This is a genomic window from Pandoraea cepalis, assembly GCF_902459625.1.
GTDB classification, from domain to species: Bacteria; Pseudomonadota; Gammaproteobacteria; order Burkholderiales; family Burkholderiaceae; genus Pandoraea; species Pandoraea cepalis.
Map to the genome: position 1 here is coordinate 167,998 of NZ_CABPRY010000002.1, position 19,560 is coordinate 187,557.

The 19,560-nt window shown below is 62.7% G+C and carries 16 protein-coding genes and 1 tRNA gene; 11 read left to right on the forward strand and 6 right to left on the reverse strand.

The window, feature by feature from the left end; all coding sequences use genetic code 11:
* Positions 1–353: 353 nt before the first annotated feature.
* On the forward strand, positions 354–1,955 hold the full coding sequence (locus PCE31107_RS05640) for a tetratricopeptide repeat protein (protein ID WP_174966561.1): 1,602 nt from the start codon (positions 354–356) through the stop codon (positions 1,953–1,955).
* Here the strand turns inward: PCE31107_RS05640 and PCE31107_RS05645 are convergent.
* On the reverse strand, positions 1,937–3,010 hold the full coding sequence (locus tag PCE31107_RS05645) for an AI-2E family transporter (protein ID WP_150607090.1): 1,074 nt from the start codon (positions 3,008–3,010) through the stop codon (positions 1,937–1,939). The two genes, PCE31107_RS05640 and PCE31107_RS05645, sit on opposite strands and share 19 nt — an antisense overlap.
* Complete coding sequence (locus tag PCE31107_RS05650; RefSeq protein WP_150607092.1) at positions 2,997–3,962, reverse strand: LysR family transcriptional regulator; 966 nt, start codon at positions 3,960–3,962, stop codon at positions 2,997–2,999. Before PCE31107_RS05650 ends, PCE31107_RS05645 begins: the two co-directional genes overlap by 14 nt.
* Before the next feature lie 185 nt (positions 3,963–4,147).
* On the opposite strand from PCE31107_RS05650, the gene PCE31107_RS05655 reads away from it, so the two are divergent.
* Together PCE31107_RS05655 and PCE31107_RS05660 are read left to right on the forward strand one after the other, a co-directional pair.
* A complete protein-coding gene (locus tag PCE31107_RS05655) occupies positions 4,148–4,927 on the forward strand; it encodes a TerC family protein (protein WP_150607094.1) in 780 nt (259 codons plus the stop codon).
* A 221-nt stretch (positions 4,928–5,148) separates the two neighbouring features.
* Positions 5,149–6,042, forward strand: a complete 894-nt coding sequence (locus PCE31107_RS05660; RefSeq protein WP_150607096.1) for a transporter substrate-binding domain-containing protein — start codon at positions 5,149–5,151, stop codon at positions 6,040–6,042.
* A gap of 224 nt (positions 6,043–6,266) precedes the next feature.
* Here the strand turns inward: PCE31107_RS05660 and PCE31107_RS05665 are convergent.
* The 4 genes from PCE31107_RS05665 to PCE31107_RS05680 form a co-directional block, all read right to left on the reverse strand.
* Positions 6,267–6,343: transfer RNA gene (locus PCE31107_RS05665), tRNA-Met, on the reverse strand.
* A gap of 176 nt (positions 6,344–6,519) precedes the next feature.
* Positions 6,520–8,178, reverse strand: a complete 1,659-nt coding sequence (locus tag PCE31107_RS05670) for an MFS transporter (RefSeq protein ID WP_150607098.1) — start codon at positions 8,176–8,178, stop codon at positions 6,520–6,522.
* A gap of 171 nt (positions 8,179–8,349) precedes the next feature.
* Complete coding sequence (locus PCE31107_RS05675; protein WP_425494712.1) at positions 8,350–9,909, reverse strand: sensor histidine kinase; 1,560 nt, start codon at positions 9,907–9,909, stop codon at positions 8,350–8,352.
* A 134-nt stretch (positions 9,910–10,043) separates the two neighbouring features.
* A complete protein-coding gene (locus PCE31107_RS05680) occupies positions 10,044–10,733 on the reverse strand; it encodes a response regulator transcription factor (RefSeq protein ID WP_150550573.1) in 690 nt (229 codons plus the stop codon).
* 202 nt (positions 10,734–10,935) lie between these two features.
* Between PCE31107_RS05680 and recA the strand changes: the two genes are divergently transcribed.
* From recA to PCE31107_RS05720, 8 genes are all read left to right on the forward strand, one after another.
* A complete protein-coding gene (recA, locus tag PCE31107_RS05685) occupies positions 10,936–12,000 on the forward strand; it encodes a recombinase RecA (RefSeq protein WP_017232934.1) in 1,065 nt (354 codons plus the stop codon).
* 100 nt (positions 12,001–12,100) lie between these two features.
* Positions 12,101–12,646, forward strand: a complete 546-nt coding sequence (gene recX, locus PCE31107_RS05690; protein WP_150607102.1) for a recombination regulator RecX — start codon at positions 12,101–12,103, stop codon at positions 12,644–12,646.
* A 309-nt stretch (positions 12,647–12,955) separates the two neighbouring features.
* The gene (locus tag PCE31107_RS05695) at positions 12,956–13,642 is read left to right on the forward strand and encodes a DUF2889 domain-containing protein (protein ID WP_017232936.1); all 687 of its coding nucleotides are present in this window, start codon (positions 12,956–12,958) and stop codon (positions 13,640–13,642) included.
* Positions 13,639–14,805: an ADP-forming succinate--CoA ligase subunit beta gene (gene sucC, locus PCE31107_RS05700; RefSeq protein ID WP_150550576.1), complete on the forward strand. Its 1,167-nt coding sequence runs from the start codon at positions 13,639–13,641 to the stop codon at positions 14,803–14,805. Before PCE31107_RS05695 ends, sucC begins: the two co-directional genes overlap by 4 nt.
* An 82-nt stretch (positions 14,806–14,887) precedes the next feature.
* Positions 14,888–15,769 (forward strand): succinate--CoA ligase subunit alpha, encoded by an 882-nt coding sequence (gene sucD, locus PCE31107_RS05705; RefSeq protein ID WP_017232938.1) that lies wholly within the window; start codon positions 14,888–14,890, stop codon positions 15,767–15,769.
* Positions 15,770–15,924: 155 nt separating this feature from the next.
* Positions 15,925–16,653, forward strand: coding sequence for a TerC family protein (locus tag PCE31107_RS05710; RefSeq protein ID WP_150607104.1), 729 nt, complete (start codon positions 15,925–15,927; stop codon positions 16,651–16,653).
* A gap of 229 nt (positions 16,654–16,882) precedes the next feature.
* A complete protein-coding gene (locus PCE31107_RS05715) occupies positions 16,883–17,407 on the forward strand; it encodes a pilin (protein ID WP_130027038.1) in 525 nt (174 codons plus the stop codon).
* Between the two features lie 304 nt (positions 17,408–17,711).
* Complete coding sequence (locus PCE31107_RS05720) at positions 17,712–19,508, forward strand: PglL family O-oligosaccharyltransferase (RefSeq protein ID WP_150607106.1); 1,797 nt, start codon at positions 17,712–17,714, stop codon at positions 19,506–19,508.
* Positions 19,509–19,560 lie beyond the last annotated feature (52 nt).

A 19,560-nucleotide genomic window follows, 5' to 3' on the forward strand; every position in this document is an offset into this window, starting at 1 on the left:
CCGTAAAAATATGTTAAAGCGCGTGTCATACGCTGGCAAACCGGATCTTCCAAGAGGAATTGTGGTTTTTATGTTGCACTGCGGGAAATCAAGATTTCGACAGATGATACCCGAGGTGTGCGCTAAGACCGTTTGCGCCGACGCCGTGCCGCAAAATGAGGCTGGGATGATGTGAACTTTATGGGCGTTGCGCGGACCAATTCCCGCGGCTTGCTTCGCGCCGTGCGGTCGTGTAGTGTGCACCGCTCGATCGGGCCACGGCGCCAGTGGCCGGGGGCGCAAGGCGCCCCCGGTGGTCGTGTGGCTTGCCGGCCCGACTCCCTCTCATTCCAAGACAAGCAAGGATGCGCCGCATGACGACGCCATTAGACGCGCGTTGCGAGCGTGCACGACAACTGAGTGCCGCCGGCCGGCTCGACGAGGCGATCGCCGAGTTGCGCCAAGTACTGAAACAATCCCCCGAATTCCTGCCGGCCCTCGAGGGCCTCGCCTACGTCTCGTTGCGCACCAACGCCTTCGAGTCGGCCGCCGACGCCTTCGACCGCCTGATCGCGCTCGTGCCGCAACCGGGCGCGCAGGCGAGTTTCGACGCTGCAATGGCCAGCCTCCAGGCCGGGCGCCAGATGCGTGCCGAGGCGTTGTTCGACGCCACCGTGCAGCAGTCGCCGGACGTCATCGGCACGATGCACACCATTGGTCTGACCTGGGCGCAGGCGGGCGACAACGCGCGTGCGCTCGGCTGGTTCGAGCGCACGTCGGCGAAGGCGCCGGCGTTGTGGCAGGCGCATTTCAACCGTGGCCGCGCGCTCGGTGCCCTGGGCCGCTACGACGAAGAGATCGACGCGTACCGGCTGGCCAACGCCATCGCCCCGCAGCAACCCGATCCGCTGGTGAATCTGGGGGTGGCGCTGCGTGAACAACACGCGTTCGGCGAGGCGCTGCAATGTTTGCGCGAGGCGGTGAAGCTCGCGCCGGACCATGCGGGCGCGCGCACCAACCGGGCGCAGACGAATCTGCTGCTGGGCGACTTCGAGCATGGCTGGCATGACTACGAGTGGCGCTGGCAGGAAGGCGGTCAGCGGCGGCGTTTCAGCGACCGGCTCTGGGACGGCCGCGCGCCGCTCGCGGGCAAGACGGTGTTCGTCCATAGCGAACCGGGCCTGGGTAATACGTTGCAGTTCGTGCGGTTTGTGCCGCGTCTGGTCGAGATGGGGGCGAACGTCGTGCTGTCGGTGCAAGCACCGCTTGTCACGTTGCTGGGCGGTTTCGCGCGCGGGGTGACGGTGCTTGCCGAGCACATACCGGTGCCGTCGTTCGACTGGCAGTTGCCGCTGCTCAGCCTGCCGCATCTGTTGAAAGCAGGGGGCGATGTGGCAACCGCTTTGCCCTACGTGCGCTCGAGCGCAGGGCGGGAGATGATCTGGCGGTCGATGCTGGGCAAGCCGCAGGAAGGCGCGTTGCGGGTGGGCTTCGTGTGGCGCACCGGGCCGTTTCCGCCGCATCGCGACGTGGCGCTTGCGCATTGGGCACCGGTCTTCGGCGCCGACGCGCATTTCTACGCGTTGCAGGTCGATGTGACCGACGACGAGCGCGCCGAACTGGCCCGGTATGCCAATGTGCATGACATCGGCGCGAAGCTCAGCGATTTTGCCGAGACGGCGGCCGTCATGGCGCAGATGGATCTCGTGATCTCAGTGGACACGGCGGCGCTGCACTTGGCCGGAGCGCTGGGAAAGCCGGTCTGGGGACTCGTCGGCTTTACGCCGGACTGGCGCTGGCAGTTATCGCGTCGGGACAGCGACTGGTATCGGTCGCTCACGCTTTATCGCCAGTCGCCGCGCGGCGACTGGGATGGACTGATGGCGCAGGTCGGGGCCGATCTCGCTACCCTTGTGCATGAAGCGCGGGCGGCAGTGCCGATGAAGGCCCACGGATATCACCCGGCGTCGGCCTGATCGCTGTCGTCGTCGCGCAGGCGCGTGTAGATATTCCAGCTCGAGATAAACAGAGCGGCGATGAGCGGTCCGATCACGAAGCCCGTCAGGCCGAAGAGCGACATCCCGCCGAGGGTGGCGATCAGCACGACCCAGTCGGGCAGCTTCGTGTCCTTGCCCACGAGAATCGGACGCAGCACGTTGTCGACCAGGCTCACAATGGTGCCGCAGAACGCAAACAGCACCACACCCTTCCAGACTTCCCCGGAGAGCAACAGCCAGGTCCCCACGGGCACCCACACGACGGCCGCGCCCACGGCGGGTAATAGCGACAGGAAGGCCATCACCACGGCGGCGAGCACGTAGCCCTGGATGCCGAGGACGGCGAAGATGAAGCCGCCGAGTGCGCCTTGCACCACGGCCACGGCGATGTTGCCCTTGACGGTGGCGCGTACGACCGTGGTGAACTGCCGGATCAGTTGGGTCTTGTGGCGTTCTTCGAGCGGCAGGGCGCGTCGGACCATCACGCCGAGCACTGTACCGTCGCGCAGCAGAAAGAACAGCAGGTAGAGCATTACGCCGAAGCTCACGAGCAGTTGCGCCGTGTTCTGACCGATGCTGACCAGATAGACCGCGACCAGGCGGCCGATTTGCGCGGCGCCGTCGCCGAGCTTTTGCTGGATCGCGTTGACGTCTTGCACACCGGCCAGGTCCATCACCCGATGCACACTCGCGGGCATCCGGTCGAGCAATTGCTGGAAGGCTACCGTGAGTTGGGGAAGATCGGCTCGAAAACGAACGAGTGCCGTGCTGATTTCCTGCGTCAGCATGCCGATCACGAGCGTAAGCGGCAGGATCACGATGAGCAGGATCAGCGCCAGCGTGGCGAGGGCGGCCAGATTCGGCCGGCCGCGCAGACGAGTGAGCATGTGGCGCTGCACTGGCTGGAACAGCACGGCGAGAATCGTGCCCCAGAAGACGGCGCCGAATAGCGGAAACAGAATCCACCCGAACACGATCGTCACGACGAACAGCATGAGGTGGAAGAACTTGCGCTGATCGCTACGACTCGACATGGGGTTTCCTCGAAGATGACGGTGGTGCAGACGGAGACGGCGCGCCAGTCGTTCTTATAGCAGAACCGGCGGTCGGGCCGATTTCACGGATGATTTGCGTCACGAGCGGATGGCCTTCGCCACGTCGCGAGCGAATGGCGTAGATGTCCTCGAAAACCTCGGCAGGGCGGCCCAGCCAGCGCAGGCCGCGCAGCAGCGAGACGTCGCCTGCGCCCGCCTCGCTCAGCGGAAAGACGCCCATGCCTCGTGTGGCAAAGACAGCCATGAGCGCGCTGTCTTCGAATTCACCGACGATATTCGGGCGAATGCTCTGTGCCTCAAACCATTGATCGAGCCGGGCGCGCAGGGCCGAGTGACCGGTTGGCAGCACGACGGGGAGGTCTGCCAGGCATTGAGGAAACGCGGCTCGCGCGGATTGGCGTACCAGCGATGCCGGCCCATACCAGTCGACCGGCGACGCGACCAGACGTTCGCTTGAGAGTCGCAGCGTAGGGTTATACGGGGCGGGCTGGCTCGCGAGCACGAGGTCGAGCTTGTGTAGCGCAAGTTCGGCGAGCAACTGCTCGTGCTCGCCTTCATGGCAGACGAGCCGCAGCGAGGGCGTGTCGAGCACCGGCGCGAGAATCGCGTGCGCGGCCAGTTTGGAGATACCGTCGGCCAGCCCGATGGCGAGCCTTGCCACACGACCGCTGGCGGCCTCGCGGACGTCGTCGGGGATCGACTGGCCGAGGCGAAAAATCTCTTCTGCACGCCGAAACGCCGCCTGCCCAGGGTCGGTCATTGCGACACCGCGTCCGGCGGGCTTGAGCAACTGGTGGCCGAGTGATTTCTCGAGCTCGCGCACCTGGGCGCTGATCGTCTGCACGGCCATGTCGAGACGCTCCGCCGCGCGAGCAAAGCCCCCTTCCTTGACGACGACCCAAAAATAGTAAAGATGACGGTAGTTCAACATATCGAATAGACTTCGGAAAAACCGAACTATTTTGAAGTATATAACTGGTTTTTACGAAACATGAGTTCGGGGATCATGCTGTCCTGGACCCGCACCTCGCGTTAGGTGCGGGATAACGAAGGGGCATGGCCGCTGTCGACTGGCGGCGAATGTTCCGATCACCCTAGGGAATCTCTGGCGCACATATGGACTATCTGCTTGCTTTGGCGGTTGACCCGGCGGTATGGGCGGCGCTTGTCACGTTGGTGGTCATGGAAGTCGTGCTTGGCATCGACAACCTGATCTTCATCTCTATCCTGACCAACAAGTTGCCGTTGTCGATGCGTGCGCGCGCGCAGCGTATGGGCATCGGTCTGGCGCTGGTCATGCGTTTGGCGCTGCTGGGTACGGTGGCATGGATCGCCAAGCTGACGACACCGCTCTTCGAGTTGTTCGGCCACGGCTTTTCGTGGCGCGACCTGATTCTGATCGCCGGTGGCCTGTTCCTCGTGTGGAAGGCGACGAAGGAGATGCATCAGCATGTGGCGTCGGCCACGGACGATGCTGAACATGGAGAGGGCGCATCGACGGCGGGTACGATGGCGACGATCACCGCGCGTGCCGCCGTGGTTCAGATCCTGATGCTGGACCTCGTGTTCTCGATCGACAGCATCGTGACGGCCGTGGGCATGACCGAGCACATCCCGATCATGTTCATTGCGGTGATTGCCGCCGTGACGGCAATGTTGTTCATGGCGGGGCCGCTCTCGCGATTCATCGAGGCGAATCCGACGGTCGTGATGCTGGCGCTGGGCTTTCTGCTCGTGATCGGCATGACGCTGATCGCGGAAGGCTTTGGGTCACATATCCCGAAGGGTTACATCTACGCGGCGATGGCATTTTCGGCGTTCGTGGAGGGGCTGAACATGTTGACGCGTCGCGCCAAGGCGCGCCGTAAGGCGGACGCGGAGCGCGTATTGCATTAAGCCGCGTGGCGGTGATCGGGTGGGACGGGGGGGCGGGAGGCGGTGATTGGGCGGCGAGGCGGGGCCTGAGCGCCAGCAGACTGCGGCGTTGACCTGGATCAACGGCGCTATCGGATTGGCGCCTAGATTGAGACCAAAGAGGTCATAGATTCCTTTCGCGGCGCCCGCCACCGGTGGCGGGCGCCGCGCGCGAACGTTCCTCGCCTCCACGGAGAACAGCAATGAAAACATCGTTCAAGATGGCTTATGTCTTCCTCGCGGGCGGACTGTCGGTCGCGGCGGCGAATGTCCATGCTCAGACCTTGGAAAAGGTGGCTGCGGCGGACAAAATCACGGTCGCCTATCGTGAGTCGGCGGTTCCCTTCAGTTATTTGCTCGGCCCGCACAAAGCCGTTGGATTTTCAGCCGACCTGACGGAAGCCATTCTTGACGATGTGCGAAGCCGGCTCAAGCGGCCTGGTCTCAAAGTCGAATACATCCCGGTAACCGGACAGAATCGTATTCCGATGCTGGTCAACGGTACCTACGATTTGGAGTGCGGCTCGACCACGAATACCAGCGCGCGTGGCAAGGAGGTGGCGTTCTCGATCAATTTCTTTTATGCGGGAACGCGTCTACTGACCAAACGTGATTCTGGCATCAAGGGCTACGCGGATCTGGCGAACAAGACGGTAGCCAGCACGGCCGGCAGCACGAACGAGAAGGTGCTGAAAAAGTACAGCGCTGATCACAACATCGACGTACAGGTCGTTTCCGGCAAGGACTATGCCGATGCCCTGCAACTGGTGGAAAGCGATCGCGCGTCGGCGCTTGCCCTGGATGACGTTCTGCTTTTCGGCTTGCGTGCCAATTCACGGAACCCTTCGTCGCTTGAGGTCGTGGGCGAAACGCTCCAGGTGGAGCCGTACGCTTGCATGGTCCGCAAGGACGATGCCGAATTCAAGAAATTGGTGGACGGAACGCTGACGAGACTGATGAAATCAGGGGAATTTACGCGGCTCTATAAGAAGTGGTTTGAATCGCCGATTCCGCCGGCCGGCGTGAATCTGAATATGCCAATGAGCGAGCCGCTGCGCGCCAACATCAAGGCACGTAGCGACAAGCCGGCGTTCTGACGAGATACCCGTGCCCCCCCTCGCGTGTCAAGGGCGTGCGGCGCTCGCGAGGATGGCTGCGGTAAAAGACAAGCTAGGCCACGCTGACGAACAGATGACGCGGCGGTATGCCCGGCACCGCAAAGGGACGCGGGTCATGGCAACTAAGCGATCGGTTTGCGGAACAGCACCGTTTTTGCGGGACCAAAAAAAACGGCTCCCATCGCTGGGAGCCGTTTCAAATTTGGTGGCGAATCAGGGACTCGAACCCCGGACCTGCGGATTATGATTCCGTCGCTCTAACCAACTGAGCTAATTCGCCGTAGAAGAAAGAGTATAGGTAAGCCCCCATGGGCTGTCAACATATTTTTGCGGGGCAGCGCAAATAATCGCCGCCGCTCATCCTGCCCCGCTATCCGGATGCCAGAAACGACAACGCCGAGACCCGAAGGCCCCGGCGTTGTCGATCCGTTTCAACCTGTCGGGCAGGTCACCCCATCAATCGTTGGCGTAGATATCGACGTCCTTGGTTTCCTTGATGAAGAGCATGCCGATCACGAAGGTCGCCAGGGCGATGATGATCGGGTACCACAGGCCGGAGTAAATGTCGCCCTTGGCGGCCACGATCGCGAACGCCGTGGCCGGCAGGAAGCCGCCGAACCAGCCGTTACCGATGTGATACGGCAGCGACATCGATGTGTAGCGAATGCGCGTCGGGAACATTTCCACCAGCATCGCGGCAATCGGCCCGTACACCATCGTCACGAAGATCACCAGAATCGTGAGCAGCACCACGACCATCGGCTTGTTCATCTGCGCCGGGTCAGCCTTCGGCGGATATCCGTCGGCCTTGAGCGTACCGGACATGTCGGTCTCGAACGCCGCAGTCTTTTCCTTCGCATCCGCCGCTTTGCCATCGACCGACGAAATCACCTTGTCGCCGATCTTCACCGTGGTCATCGTGCCCGCCGGCGCTGCTTGGTTCTCATAGTTCAGGCCAGAACGCGACAGGTAGCTCTTCGCGATGTCGCACGAACTCGTGAACTTCGACGTGCCCACCGGGTTGAACTGGAACGAGCACTCGTTCGGATCGGCGATCACCGTGATCGGCGAGCGAGCGGTTGCCGCTTCCAGGGCCGGGTTGGCGTAGTGCGTGAGTGCCTTGAAGATCGGGAAGTACAGCAGCGCGGCGATCAGACAGCCCCCCATGATGATCGGCTTGCGCCCGATCTTGTCCGAGAGCGCGCCGAAAAACACGAAGAACGGACTGCCGATAAGCAAGGCCAACGCGATCATGATGTTCGCGGTATTGCCATCGACCTTCAGCACCTGCGTCATAAAGAACAGCGCGTAGAACTGGCCCGTGTACCACACGACCGCCTGACCGGCCGTCAGGCCGACGAGCGCCAGGATCACGATCTTCAGGTTCTTCCACTCGCCAAACGACTCCCTGAGCGGCGCCTTCGAGGCCTTGCCCTCGGCCTTCATGCGCTGGAACGCCGGCGATTCGCTCAATTGCATGCGGATCCACAGCGACACCAGCAACAGCAGGAGCGACAGAACGAACGGCACGCGCCAGCCCCAGTTGGCAAACGCTTCTTCGCCAATCACCGTGCGGGTGCCAAGAATCACCAGCAGCGAGAGGAAGAGACCCAGCGTGGCAGTCGTCTGAATCCACGACGTGTAGAACCCGCGGCGGCCATGCGGCGCGTGTTCGGCAACGTACGTGGCGGCACCGCCGTATTCGCCACCGAGCGCCAGACCTTGCAACAAACGCATGGCGATGAAGATCACCGGGGCGGCAATCCCCCACGACGCGTAGCCCGGCAGCAAACCGACAACCAGCGTCGACAGCCCCATCAGCGTGATGGTCACCAGGAACGTGTACTTGCGACCGACCAGGTCACCGATGCGGCCGAACACGATGGCGCCGAACGGACGCACCGCGAAACCCGCCGCGAACGACAACAACGTGAAGATGAAAGCGGCCGTCGGGTTGATCCCCGAGAAGAACTGCCGGCTGATGAAAACGGCCAACGACCCGGCCAGATAGAAGTCGTACCATTCGAACACCGTGCCCAGCGACGACGCGAAGATGACCTTTCTTTCTTCGGCGGTCATCGGCGCATGGGAGGTGGCTGTCGTTGTAGTAGCCATGCGGTTGTCTCCTGTAATGTAAGCACGCCCCTGGGTCGTGCCCGGGCCGCTGCAACTGATTATTGGAGGACAACCTTACCGACGTCTGACGCCAAACTGACTCGAAGCTTACGTTGCTAGGGACTTACCCTCGACTTTGGCCCGATATTGAACGTATTTCGCGTGAATTCGTCACGCATGCGGGTTTTCGATAGGCGCATCGGCGAGGGGGAACGTGACACGAATGAGCGTGCCGGTTGCTTCGGGGTGCTGCGCGTCAACATGGTCGAGCACGCTCACGTCGCCCCGATGGATCTGCACGATCTCGCGCACGATGGCCAGACCCAGGCCGCTGCCGTCGCTGTCGCTGCCGAGAATGCGATAAAAGCGCTCGAACACCCTTGGACGCTCCGACGCCGGAATGCCTGGCCCGGTATCTTCGACTTCGAGATGAACGAAGCCGTCGGACGCCTCATGCCGCAGACGTACCGTCACCTTCCCACCCGTCGGCGTATAACGGATCGCGTTATCGATCAGGTTGTTGAGCAATTCGCGAAGCATCACCGGTTGACCCGACAGATGCACCGAAAACGGCGGCTCCTCGAAGCCCAGATCGATCCGCTTGGCGAAGGCGGCCTGGAACCAGTCCTGCATGGCGCTTCGGGCAAGCACGCTGAGATTGACCGGCGTGAAGGCGGCGGCGTCGTTCGCGCTGTTCTCCGCGCGGGCCAGCGCCAGCAACTGGTTGACGAGGCGCGCCGCCTGCTCGGAACTTACGGCGATCTGCGACAGCGAACGGCGTAATTCGTCGGGAGACGTCTGGCGCAAGGCCAGTTCGGCCTGCATGCGCAGCCCCGCGAGCGGCGTTTTCAACTGGTGCGCGGCATCGGCGATGAAACGCTGTTGAAGTTTCATGTTCTGCTCCAGCCGACCGAGCAGATCGTTCAGCGAACCCACGAGCGGTGCAATCTCCGGCGGGGCCTGGCGCGCTTCGAGGGGCGACAGATCGTCGGGACGCCGGGCGCGGATGTGTTCCTGCAACGCATGCAGCGGCGCAAGGCCGCGCGACAGGCCGAACCACACGAGCACGATGGCCAGCGGCAGGATCACGAACTGCGGCAGAATCACGCCCTTGATGATTTCGTTCGCCAGTTGGCTGCGCTTGTCGAGCGTCTCCGCGACCTGCACGAGCGCCATGCTGCCTGCGGGCGTCACACGCGGCAAGTCGACGTAGGTGAATGCCACGCGGATGTCGTTGCCGCCCACGGTTTCGTCGCGAAACTGTACGACGCCGGGTTGCGGACGGTCGTCTTCGTGCGGTAGCGGCAGGTCGGGCGTGCCGCCGACGAGTTCGCCCTTCGCCCCCAGCACCTGGAAGTAGACGTTGTCGGTGGCGTCGGCGCGCAGCAGATCGCGTGCGGGCATGGGCAGCGTCAGGGTGACTTGGCCGCGGTCCGAATGGACTTGCTGGGCGAGAACGTAAGCGTTGGTCTCGAGCGCCCGGTCGAAGGGGCCGTTGGCAATGGATTTCGCGACGAGGTACGTCACGGCAATGCTCATCGGCCAAAGCAGCAGCAGCGGCGCGAGCATCCAGTCGAGGATTTCGCCGAAGAGCGAGCGCGGGGGCGGCTCCGCCTCGTGCTCGAGCGGCGCGCCAAAGCCGGGCCGTACGAACGGATCGGTGTAAGGGTCGAGCCGGTCGAACGGATCGTCGGCGCCGGGTGGCGAGGCGGTGTTAGGTCGTGGGGACACGCGCTCTGATGATGGAGGCGAATGCGACGACGCGTCCGGGTCCGCAGGCGTGGCGCGATGATGGTGGCGAAAGCTCAGACGCATCGGACGGAAAGGCTAAAGAGGCTGGGGCGGCCGCGGCCGCATTCGGCGAACTATGCCGCATTGGCAGGCGCGGCGGCAGGCTTCTCCAGACAATACCCCAACCCGCGGATCGTGGCGATGCGCACGCCACTCGGCTCGATCTTCTTGCGCAGCCGGTGCATGTACACCTCGATGGCGTTGTTGCTCACCTCTTCGCCCCAGCCGCACAAGTGGTCTACGAGCTGCTCCTTGGAAACGAGCCGGCCGGTACGCAGCAGCAGGACTTCGAGCAATTCCAGTTCGCGGGCGGACAGGTCGAGCATCTGCTCATGAATATAGGCGGTGCGTCCGACCTGGTCGAAGCTGAGCGGGCCGTGACGGATGACCGTCGAGCCGCCGCCCGCGCCGCGCCGCGTCAGCGCCCGCACGCGCGCTTCGAGTTCGGCCAGCGCGAACGGCTTGGCCATGTAGTCGTCGGCACCGAGATCGAGCCCCTTGACGCGGGCGTCGACACTGTCTGATGCGGTCAGGATCAGTACGGGCAGATGGGAATTGCGCGCGCGCAAGCGGCGCAGGACCTCGTGACCGGGCAGGCGAGGCAGGCCGAGGTCGAGAATCAGCAGGTCGAACGTCTGGGCGCAGAGCGCGGAATCGGCTTCGAGCCCCGTCTTGACGTGATCGACGGCATAGCCCCCCTGGCGCAGCGAGCGGGTCAGGGCGTCGGCCAGAATGCTGTCATCCTCTGCGATGAGAATTCGCATGGGCGTGATAGGCTCGTATTGGCACCGTCGCCTGACGGCTGCGGTGTGTCTCCTGTGATGTTGCGGCGCGTGGTTCGCGGCTTTTTTTGTCGTTTCGGCGCTTTCGGACAACAGGCACTTGCAAACAGCACTGGTTTTTTATACAGTACTGGCATTCACGCCTCACCCGAGCCGTCTCGCTCATCATATCAAAGGACGATTCATGGAAGAAAGCAAGAAAGGGTCTGCCAATCTGTCGGCCGAGAAAGGCAAGGCGCTGGCCGCCGCCCTCGCGCAGATCGAAAAGCAATTCGGCAAGGGCTCGATCATGCGTCTGGGCGACAGCGAGGTCGAAGCGGACATCCAGGTCGTCTCGACCGGCTCGCTGGGCCTGGACATCGCGCTGGGCGTGGGCGGCCTGCCGCGTGGGCGCGTGATCGAAATCTACGGTCCGGAATCGTCGGGTAAGACTACGCTCACGCTGCAAGTCGTGGCGGAAATGCAGAAGGTCGGTGGCACTTGCGCGTTTATCGACGCCGAGCACGCCCTCGATGTCGGGTACGCCAACAAGCTGGGCGTGTCGGTGCCGGAACTGCTGATCTCGCAGCCGGACACGGGCGAACAAGCCCTCGAAATCGCCGACGCGCTGGTGCGCTCGGGCTCGATCGACCTCATCGTCATCGACTCGGTGGCGGCGCTGGTGCCGAAGGCCGAAATCGAAGGGGAAATGGGCGATTCGCTGCCGGGTCTGCAGGCCCGTCTGATGTCCCAGGCCCTGCGCAAGCTGACCGGTACCATCAAGCGCACGAACTGCACGGTGATCTTCATCAACCAGATTCGGATGAAGATCGGTGTGATGTTCGGTAACCCGGAAACCACGACGGGCGGTAATGCACTGAAGTTCTACTCGTCGGTGCGTCTGGACATTCGCCGGATCGGCTCGATCAAGAAGGGTGACGAGGTCGTCGGCAACGAAACCCGCGTCAAGGTTGTCAAAAACAAGGTGTCGCCGCCGTTCCGCGAAGCGATTTTCGACATCCTTTACGGCCAGGGGATTTCGCGCGAAGGTGAAATCATCGATCTGGGCGTGAACGCGAAGATCGTCGAGAAGGCTGGCGCCTGGTACAGCTACAACGGCGAGAAGATCGGTCAGGGCAAGGACAACGCGCGTGAATTCCTGCGCGAAAATCCGGATATCGCCCACGAGATCGAAAATAAGGTACGCGCATCGCTCGGCGTCACGGCAATCAACGAGACCGGCGAGATCGAAGCAGACGACGAGGTCTGAGGACTTCCCGCCTGTTCCGGAGCGGCAACGCGAAGCCAGTCGGCGCCGCGTTGCCGTTTTGCTTTTCCGGCCCCCGCTTTGATGGCATCACGATGACGTCATGATCACTCGCCGTCCTCCCCGAGATCCGAACGCGCCGCCACCTCCGCCGGGCGACGCCGCCGTTGCGGCCAAGCCGTCGCGCAAACCCGTGCTGAGCCTCAAGGCGCGCGCGCTGTCCTATCTCGCGCGTCGCGAACACAGCCGAGCTGAGCTGCGTCGCAAGCTTGCGCCATTCGCCGATGCCGACGATCCCGAGGCGCTCGATCGCGTGCTCGACGGTCTTGAGCAGGAGCGCTGGCTGTCCAATGAGCGATTTGCGCAAAGCGTCGTGCATCGGCGTGCGACGCGCATGGGGACGACGCGTATCGTCAACGAACTCAAGCAGCATCAGGTCGACGCCGATACTGTGACGGCCCTCGCGACACAACTGCGCGAAACGGAACTCGTCCGGGCCCGCGCCGTATGGCAGAAGAAGTTCGGCGAGATTGCCACGACACCCGAGGCGCGCGCCAAACAGATGCGTTTTCTCGCCTCGCGCGGTTTCTCGCGTACCGTTATCAGCAAAATCGTGTGGGGTGCCGACGAATTCTCGGACGACTTTTGACGCGACATCCATCACTTTCCTGATGGATGTCGCATCATTCATCGGGGAAGTGCGGGTGACGCCCGTGGGCTCGCAAGCCGCATGAATACTGGCGTGACATGACGCGGTATCTCGCGTGTCGCGTCATGCCACAGTTATCGCGATATGGCGTTGCACCATACGCCCATCACCCGCGGAATTTTGATAATCCGACCCATTGGTCGGGTAATTCGACCTTATGCGGCGGGCTTCTGTTGCGCTGCGGCAATCGCCCTCGCTGCCTATGCTAGAATTCAGATCTTTCCGCGTTCATGCATTGCACACTCTCGCATGCCGCTCTCTGAGCCCGCCTCTCGTACCCTGCGTCACCGCCGCGCGATCGCTGTCGAAGCGTTTTCGCGCGACGATGGCCTATGGGACATCGAAGCCTGTCTAACCGATCACAAGGATCGCGATTTTGCATTGGCAACGGGCCTTCGAAAGGAGGGCACGCCGATTCACTCGCTGTGGTTGCGTCTGACGATCGACGAGAGTTTCGAGGTGCGTGACGCCGAGGCCGTCTCCGACTGGGTGCCTTATCCCGGCATTTGTGACCAGATTGGCCCAGACTATCGTCAATTGATCGGACTTAACCTGCGACGCGGGTTCCGCCATGCGGTGCGCGAGCGCCTCGGCGGCGCGGCGGGCTGTACCCATCTGACCGAACTTTGCAGTGTCCTGCCCACGGCAGCGATTCAGGCCTTCGCCGGCGAGGTGATCCACACCCCCGACACGGCGCTCAAGGCCGCCCATGAGGCCGATGTTTCGGCGCCTCCTTTCCAACTCGGACATTGTCACGCCCTGCGGTTTGATGGCGAGGCGGTGCGCCGGTTTTACCCGCGCTGGTTCAACGGCCGCGCAAACGATCGAGCGAACGAGCCCACGACGCCCGCCACAACCGAAGCGGTGCGCGATGGTGCCTCGACTCGCCAGCTCGAACCCAAACTTCCAACTCAGCAAGAAGGGAATCACGCATGAAGATTCATGAGTATCAAGGCAAGGAAATCCTCCGAAAATTCGGAGTCGCGGTGCCCCGCGGCATTCCGGCGTTTTCCGTGGACGAGGCCGTGAAGGCAGCCGAAGAACTCGGCGGTCCGGTTTGGGTGGTCAAGGCCCAGATTCACGCAGGCGGTCGCGGTAAGGGCGGCGGCGTGAAGGTTGCCAAGTCGATCGAGCAAGTGCGCGAATACGCCGGCCAGATCCTCGGCATGCAATTGATCACGCACCAGACGGGCCCGGAAGGTCAAAAGGTCAATCGCCTGCTGATCGAAGACGGCGCCGACATCAAGAACGAACTCTACGTCAGCCTCGTGGTCGACCGCATCACGCAGAAGATTGTGCTGATGGGTTCGAGCGAAGGCGGCATGGACATCGAAGAAGTCGCCGAAACGCATCCGGAACTGATCCACAAGGTCATCGTTGAGCCGTCCGTCGGTCTGACCGACGCGCAAGCCGACGACCTGGCCAAGAAGATCGGCGTGCCCGACGCTTCGATCGCCCAAGCCCGCACGATCCTGCAAGGTCTGTACAAGGCGTTCTGGGAAACCGATGCGTCGCTGGCCGAAATCAACCCGCTGAACGTGAGCAGCAACGGCACGGTCACCGCGCTGGACGCCAAGTTCAACTTCGATTCGAACGCGCTGTTCCGTCACCCGGAAATCGTGGCTTACCGCGATCTGGACGAAGAAGATCCGGCAGAAGTCGAAGCCTCGAAGTTCGATCTGGCCTACATCTCGCTCGACGGTAACATCGGCTGCCTGGTGAACGGTGCCGGTCTGGCCATGGCTACGATGGACACCATCAAGCTGTTCGGCGGCGAGCCGGCGAACTTCCTGGACGTGGGCGGTGGCGCCACGACCGAGAAGGTCACCGAAGCGTTCAAGATCATGCTGAAGAACCCGAACCTGACCGCCATTCTGGTCAACATCTTCGGTGGCATCATGCGTTGCGACGTGATCGCCGAAGGCGTGATCGCAGCCTCGAAGGCCGTCTCGCTGAAGGTGCCGCTGGTCGTGCGCATGAAGGGCACGAACGAAGACCTGGGCAAGAAGATGCTCGCCGAATCGGGTCTGCCGATCATCTCGGCGGACAGCATGGAAGAAGCTGCCCAGAAGGTTGTCGCGGCTGCCGCAGGCAAGTAACCAGAACAGTCGAAGCCGCAGCGGCGCGACCCCAAAGGGGTGTGCGAACGCTGCCCGGCAACCGGATGAAGGAAATCAAGCAATGTCGATTCTGATCAACAAAGATACAAAGGTCATCACCCAAGGTATCACTGGCAAAACCGGCCAGTTCCATACCCGCATGTGCCGCGAATACGCGAATGGCAAGAACGCGTTCGTCGCCGGCGTGAACCCGAAGAAGGCTGGCGAAGACTTCGAGGGCATTCCCATTTTCGGTTCGGTCAAGGACGCGAAGGCACAGACCGGCGCGACCGTGTCGGTGATCTACGTGCCGCCCGCAGGCGCGGCCGCCGCGATCTGGGAAGCCGTCGAAGCCGATCTGGACCTGGCGATCTGTATCACGGAAGGGATCCCCGTTCGTGACATGATCGAAGTGAAGGACCGTATGCGTCGCGAAGGTCGCAAGACCCTGCTGCTCGGCCCGAACTGCCCGGGCGTGATCACGCCGGACGAACTGAAGATCGGCATCATGCCGGGTCACATCCACAAGAAGGGTCGCATTGGCGTGGTGTCGCGCTCGGGTACCCTGACGTATGAAGCCGTGGGTCAACTGACCGCCCTGGGCCTGGGCCAATCGACCGCCGTCGGTATCGGTGGCGATCCGATCAATGGTCTGAAGCACATCGACGTCATGCAAATGTTCAACGACGATCCGGATACGGACGCCGTGATCATGATCGGTGAAATCGGTGGCCCGGACGAAGCCATGGCGGCCGAGTGGATCAAGGGCAACATGAAGAAGCCGGTCGTCGGTTTCATCGCGGGCGTGACGGCGCCCCCGGGCAAGCGCATGGGCCACGCCGGCGCGCTGATCTCGGGCGGTGCCGATACGGCCGAAGCCAAGCTGGAAATCATGGACGCCTGCGGTATCAAGGTGACCAAGAACCCGTCGGAAATGGGCCGTCTGCTCAAGTCGGTGCTGTAATTCCCGTCGGACGACCGGCTCGTGCGCGCCGGAACTGGCGCGCGCGAGCGAGGTCATGAAAAGGGAGCCCGGGACATCGGGCTCCCTTTTTTGCTATGGCGCTTCACAAGCCATTCGCGTCCATCGTTGCATTCGTTCCTGAGGATATTCTCGCCATGCTTGCGTTTTTTGCCGAGCTGAACTGGGCTGCGGTTCTGCAGATCATCATGATCGACATCCTGCTGGGTGGCGATAATGCCGTGGTGATCGCACTCGCCTGCCGCAACTTGCCGGCCAAACAACGTTTGCAGGGCGTCGTATGGGGCACGATCGGCGCCATCGTACTGCGCGTGATCCTGATCGCGTTCGCCGTGACGCTGCTCGCAGTGCCCTATCTCAAGGCGGTGGGCGGCGCGTTGTTGCTCTGGATCGGGATCAAGCTGCTGGTGCCCGACCATGAGGCTCACGATAGCGTACAGCCGGCCGACAAGCTCTGGACGGCGGTCAAGACCATCATCATTGCGGACCTGGTGATGAGTATCGACAATGTCATCGCCATTGCCGGCGCCGCGGAAGGGGCGGCCAAAGACCATCAGTTGCCGCTCGTCATCTTCGGTCTGCTCGTGAGCATTCCGCTGATCGTCTGGGGCTCGCAACTGGTGCTCAAGGCGCTGGACCGGTTCCCATTCATCGTGATGGCCGGGGCGGCGTTGCTCGGCTGGATTGCGGGCGGGCTGATCGCGTCGGATCCGGGCATCGGCGACTGGTTGCATCTGCCGGGCGCCGCGGCCGAATATACGCATTACGTGGCGGCTGCGATCGGCGCAGTGCTCGTCGTGGTGGTGGGGCGCGTGCTCAAGCGTCGGGCCGATGCACGTCAAATGCGTGCAACCTCTTCGGAATGATCGGGTCCATCCCCGGGACCGACATCGTCGGTCCGCGGTGGTTTTTCCAGGAGCCACTGTGCTGTTCGGCTGAATTGTCCCGCCTCTGAATAGGACGATTCTCCTCACCCATACGGCCCCGCCCGATTTTGATCTATGGCAGGGCGCTGGCCGAAGGGGGTATGGCATACTCCGCCCACTTCCCCCCGATGTCCCTTTTGTTTTCATTGCTTTCGCAGGGAGTTACACAATGCGTCGTTTCGGCCACCGGACCTCCGGTATTGCCAAGTCTCGGGGTTTCACCCTGATCGAGTTGATGATCGTGTTGGCGATCATCGGTGTGCTGGTCATGGCAGGGGTTCCGTATCTGCAGAGTTATCTGGTACGTGCACGTGTTGTCGAAGGGCTGGGGGCTGCGGCGTCCGCCAAGGCACTCGTGAGCGAGAACGCCATGCACGGCGCGCCGTTCAACAGCGGCTGGCAAGCGCCGAGCGCCACCGACAACGTGAATGCGGTGAGTATCGATGCCGTGACCGGCAACGTGACGGTCGCCTATACGCAACGTGCAGGCGACGGCGCCCTTGTGCTGGTGCCGACGAGCGCCGCTGCCGATGGCTCGCCGAAGGCGCTGACGGTCGGCAAGGCGCCCGAAGGCCAGATCGTCTGGACGTGTTACGCCCAAGGCCGCGAAGGGGCCCCGAATGGCGCGACGCTGCCGGGCAAGCTGGCGCCGCCCGAGTGCCGTGCGGCGGCGGTCACCGGCAAGTCGGGCTGAGGCCGGCGCTCGGACGGCCGGATTGCGTTGATCCGTATCGGCGCGACATCCATGCAGCATCGGCACGACGTCGGCCGACGCGGGCCCGGCGCGTGCGTAACGTCGCGCTTGCGTTGATTTAGTGACGACCTGGCGTTGACGCACCGGCGGCGCAACCTTGACGTGCCCCCCGCGTGGCCTGCCGAGATGGCGGATTTGTCGACGGCAAATTCATATACGTCCGCTGTGAAATGGCTGCCCCAGGGGCAGCCATTTTTCGTTATGCTTGCGCATCTTCCAACGGGTGCATTGCACGGCGGCGATCTTGTTTCCTCCTCTGCTTCTCTCAATGATCGGGCTCACGCTGGCCCTGATCTGGGCCTTGCCCTATAACCTCGTCAAGCACACGTATCCGATTTCCACCTTCTATGCGGAAGCGCTGACATTCTCGCTGTTCGCGTTGCTCGGTGCGCTCTCGATGATCGCCGTGTGGCAACGCGACGCACGCGCGCTACGGATGCCTCGCGTCACCTGGATGCCGCTCGCTTTTGTGGCGGTCATCCTTGTGCAGCGTGCCACGATGCCGACCGAGCTGCCGCAACTGATGATGACTGCGCTGCTCTATGGCGTGGCGATGATCGTGGCCGCGAATGCCGGGTTCTGGCTGGCACAACTCGGGTGGCGCGACGTGCTCATGCGATGGAGTGCGATGGCGCTCACGCTGGGGGGGCTGTATGCCGTGGGCGCGCAGGTCTTGCAAGCGTTTCATCTGGACGCCGACGTACCCTGGCTGGTGGCCAAGTACTCCGTGAAGGTCGCGCGTCGACTGTTCGGCAATATGTATCAGCCGAATCACCTGGCAACATATTTGTCGCTCGCCAGCGCGGGGGCGTTCTATCTCTGGTATCAGCGCAAGCTGCCCGCCTGGCTGTGGCTTGTGGTGTGTGCGGCATTCGACATCGGTATCTGCCTGACCGGCTCGCGCACCCCGTGGCTGCAACTGGCGCTGTTGTCGGCATTCGGGGTGTGGCTCGTATGGGTGGCGCGCGCCGAGACGGCGCGCAACATGCGCCGGTCGACGCGCTGGTTCGTGCCCGTTGCCATCCTTCCGTTGCTCGCGCTGATGACGATGTTCGTCGGATGGGCGAATGTTGCCTGGGGGTTGCAGCTCGACGGCAGCGCCGTGGCTCGCATGCAGCAGGCCGGTCAAGTGACGGGACGATTGAACCTGTGGGAGTACGGTCTGGCGATCTTCCGCGAGCATTGGTGGTTCGGCGCGGGCTGGTCGAACTACATCGACGCGCAGTTTGCGTTGGTCGACAAGCTCGGCCCCGTTGAGATGGCCGACAACGCCCATAACGTGCTGCTTGATCTGCTCGCGAAGACCGGTATCGTCGGTGCGTTGGCGGTATTGGCGCCGCTGGCGTTCTGGTTCGCGCGCGCGGTGCGCGGCATCAAGGCGGCGTCTGTCGCGCTCGCCTTCGTTCTGCTGGGCATGCTGGCGGTGCACGCCATGCTGGAGTATCCGCAGCACTACGCATTCTTCCTCTTGCCCGCGCTGTTCCTGCTCGGTTTGTGCGAGACAAAGGCGATCGATAGCGTGTCACCCACCGCCGTCGGCGCCATCAATGGCGTGATCGTGCTGTTTGCATGCGTGGCGATTCCTTGGCTTTACCACGACTACCAACGCGTCGAAGTGGCCTATCGCGCCGGCAAGATCGAGGCCTATCGCACGGATCCGGCGCTCTTCTTTACCCCGTATGGCGACTACGCGGTCACGGGGGCGTTGTTCCTGAATCGCGATCAGCTCGACGAAAAGCTGGCGGCGCATCGTGAAGCGCTGGCGCTGGGTGCCGGGCCGACCATGATCAAGCGTTATATCGTGCTGCTCGCCCTCGCAGGGCGTGACGACGAAGCGCTCGAAGACATTCAGCGCCTGAAGAATTACAACTCGGCGATTTTCGATGGGCAGTACGCTGCGCTCGTCCGGATGTTGCGTGAGCAGGGCGATACGCTGAAGCCGTTCGTCAAACGGGTCATCGAGGCGTGGGGGCGGCCGAAGGGCGAGGCCGACGAGGGCGCGAGCGCCGCGCCGCGAGAGAAGACGTCATCGATGTCATAAGGTCAGTGGCGACCCTGCCATGAAGCACAACGCCCGTGAATTTCACGGGCGT

What these genes read in the sequence shown, in the direction of transcription:
- PCE31107_RS05715 (WP_130027038.1), top strand. Translation starts at nt 16,883, where the DNA reads ATGCGTCGTTTCGGCCACCGGACCTCCGGTATTGCCAAGTCTCGGGGT.
- PCE31107_RS05670 (WP_150607098.1), bottom strand. Translation starts at nt 8,178, where the DNA reads ATGGCTACTACAACGACAGCCACCTCCCATGCGCCGATGACCGCCGAA.
- recX (WP_150607102.1), top strand. Translation starts at nt 12,101, where the DNA reads ATGATCACTCGCCGTCCTCCCCGAGATCCGAACGCGCCGCCACCTCCG.
- PCE31107_RS05695 (WP_017232936.1), top strand. Translation starts at nt 12,956, where the DNA reads ATGCCGCTCTCTGAGCCCGCCTCTCGTACCCTGCGTCACCGCCGCGCG.
- PCE31107_RS05650 (WP_150607092.1), bottom strand. Translation starts at nt 3,962, where the DNA reads ATGTTGAACTACCGTCATCTTTACTATTTTTGGGTCGTCGTCAAGGAA.
- PCE31107_RS05645 (WP_150607090.1), bottom strand. Translation starts at nt 3,010, where the DNA reads ATGTCGAGTCGTAGCGATCAGCGCAAGTTCTTCCACCTCATGCTGTTC.
- sucD (WP_017232938.1), top strand. Translation starts at nt 14,888, where the DNA reads ATGTCGATTCTGATCAACAAAGATACAAAGGTCATCACCCAAGGTATC.
- PCE31107_RS05640 (WP_174966561.1), top strand. Translation starts at nt 354, where the DNA reads ATGACGACGCCATTAGACGCGCGTTGCGAGCGTGCACGACAACTGAGT.
- sucC (WP_150550576.1), top strand. Translation starts at nt 13,639, where the DNA reads ATGAAGATTCATGAGTATCAAGGCAAGGAAATCCTCCGAAAATTCGGA.
- PCE31107_RS05655 (WP_150607094.1), top strand. Translation starts at nt 4,148, where the DNA reads ATGGACTATCTGCTTGCTTTGGCGGTTGACCCGGCGGTATGGGCGGCG.
- PCE31107_RS05660 (WP_150607096.1), top strand. Translation starts at nt 5,149, where the DNA reads ATGAAAACATCGTTCAAGATGGCTTATGTCTTCCTCGCGGGCGGACTG.
- recA (WP_017232934.1), top strand. Translation starts at nt 10,936, where the DNA reads ATGGAAGAAAGCAAGAAAGGGTCTGCCAATCTGTCGGCCGAGAAAGGC.
- PCE31107_RS05680 (WP_150550573.1), bottom strand. Translation starts at nt 10,733, where the DNA reads ATGCGAATTCTCATCGCAGAGGATGACAGCATTCTGGCCGACGCCCTG.
- PCE31107_RS05710 (WP_150607104.1), top strand. Translation starts at nt 15,925, where the DNA reads ATGCTTGCGTTTTTTGCCGAGCTGAACTGGGCTGCGGTTCTGCAGATC.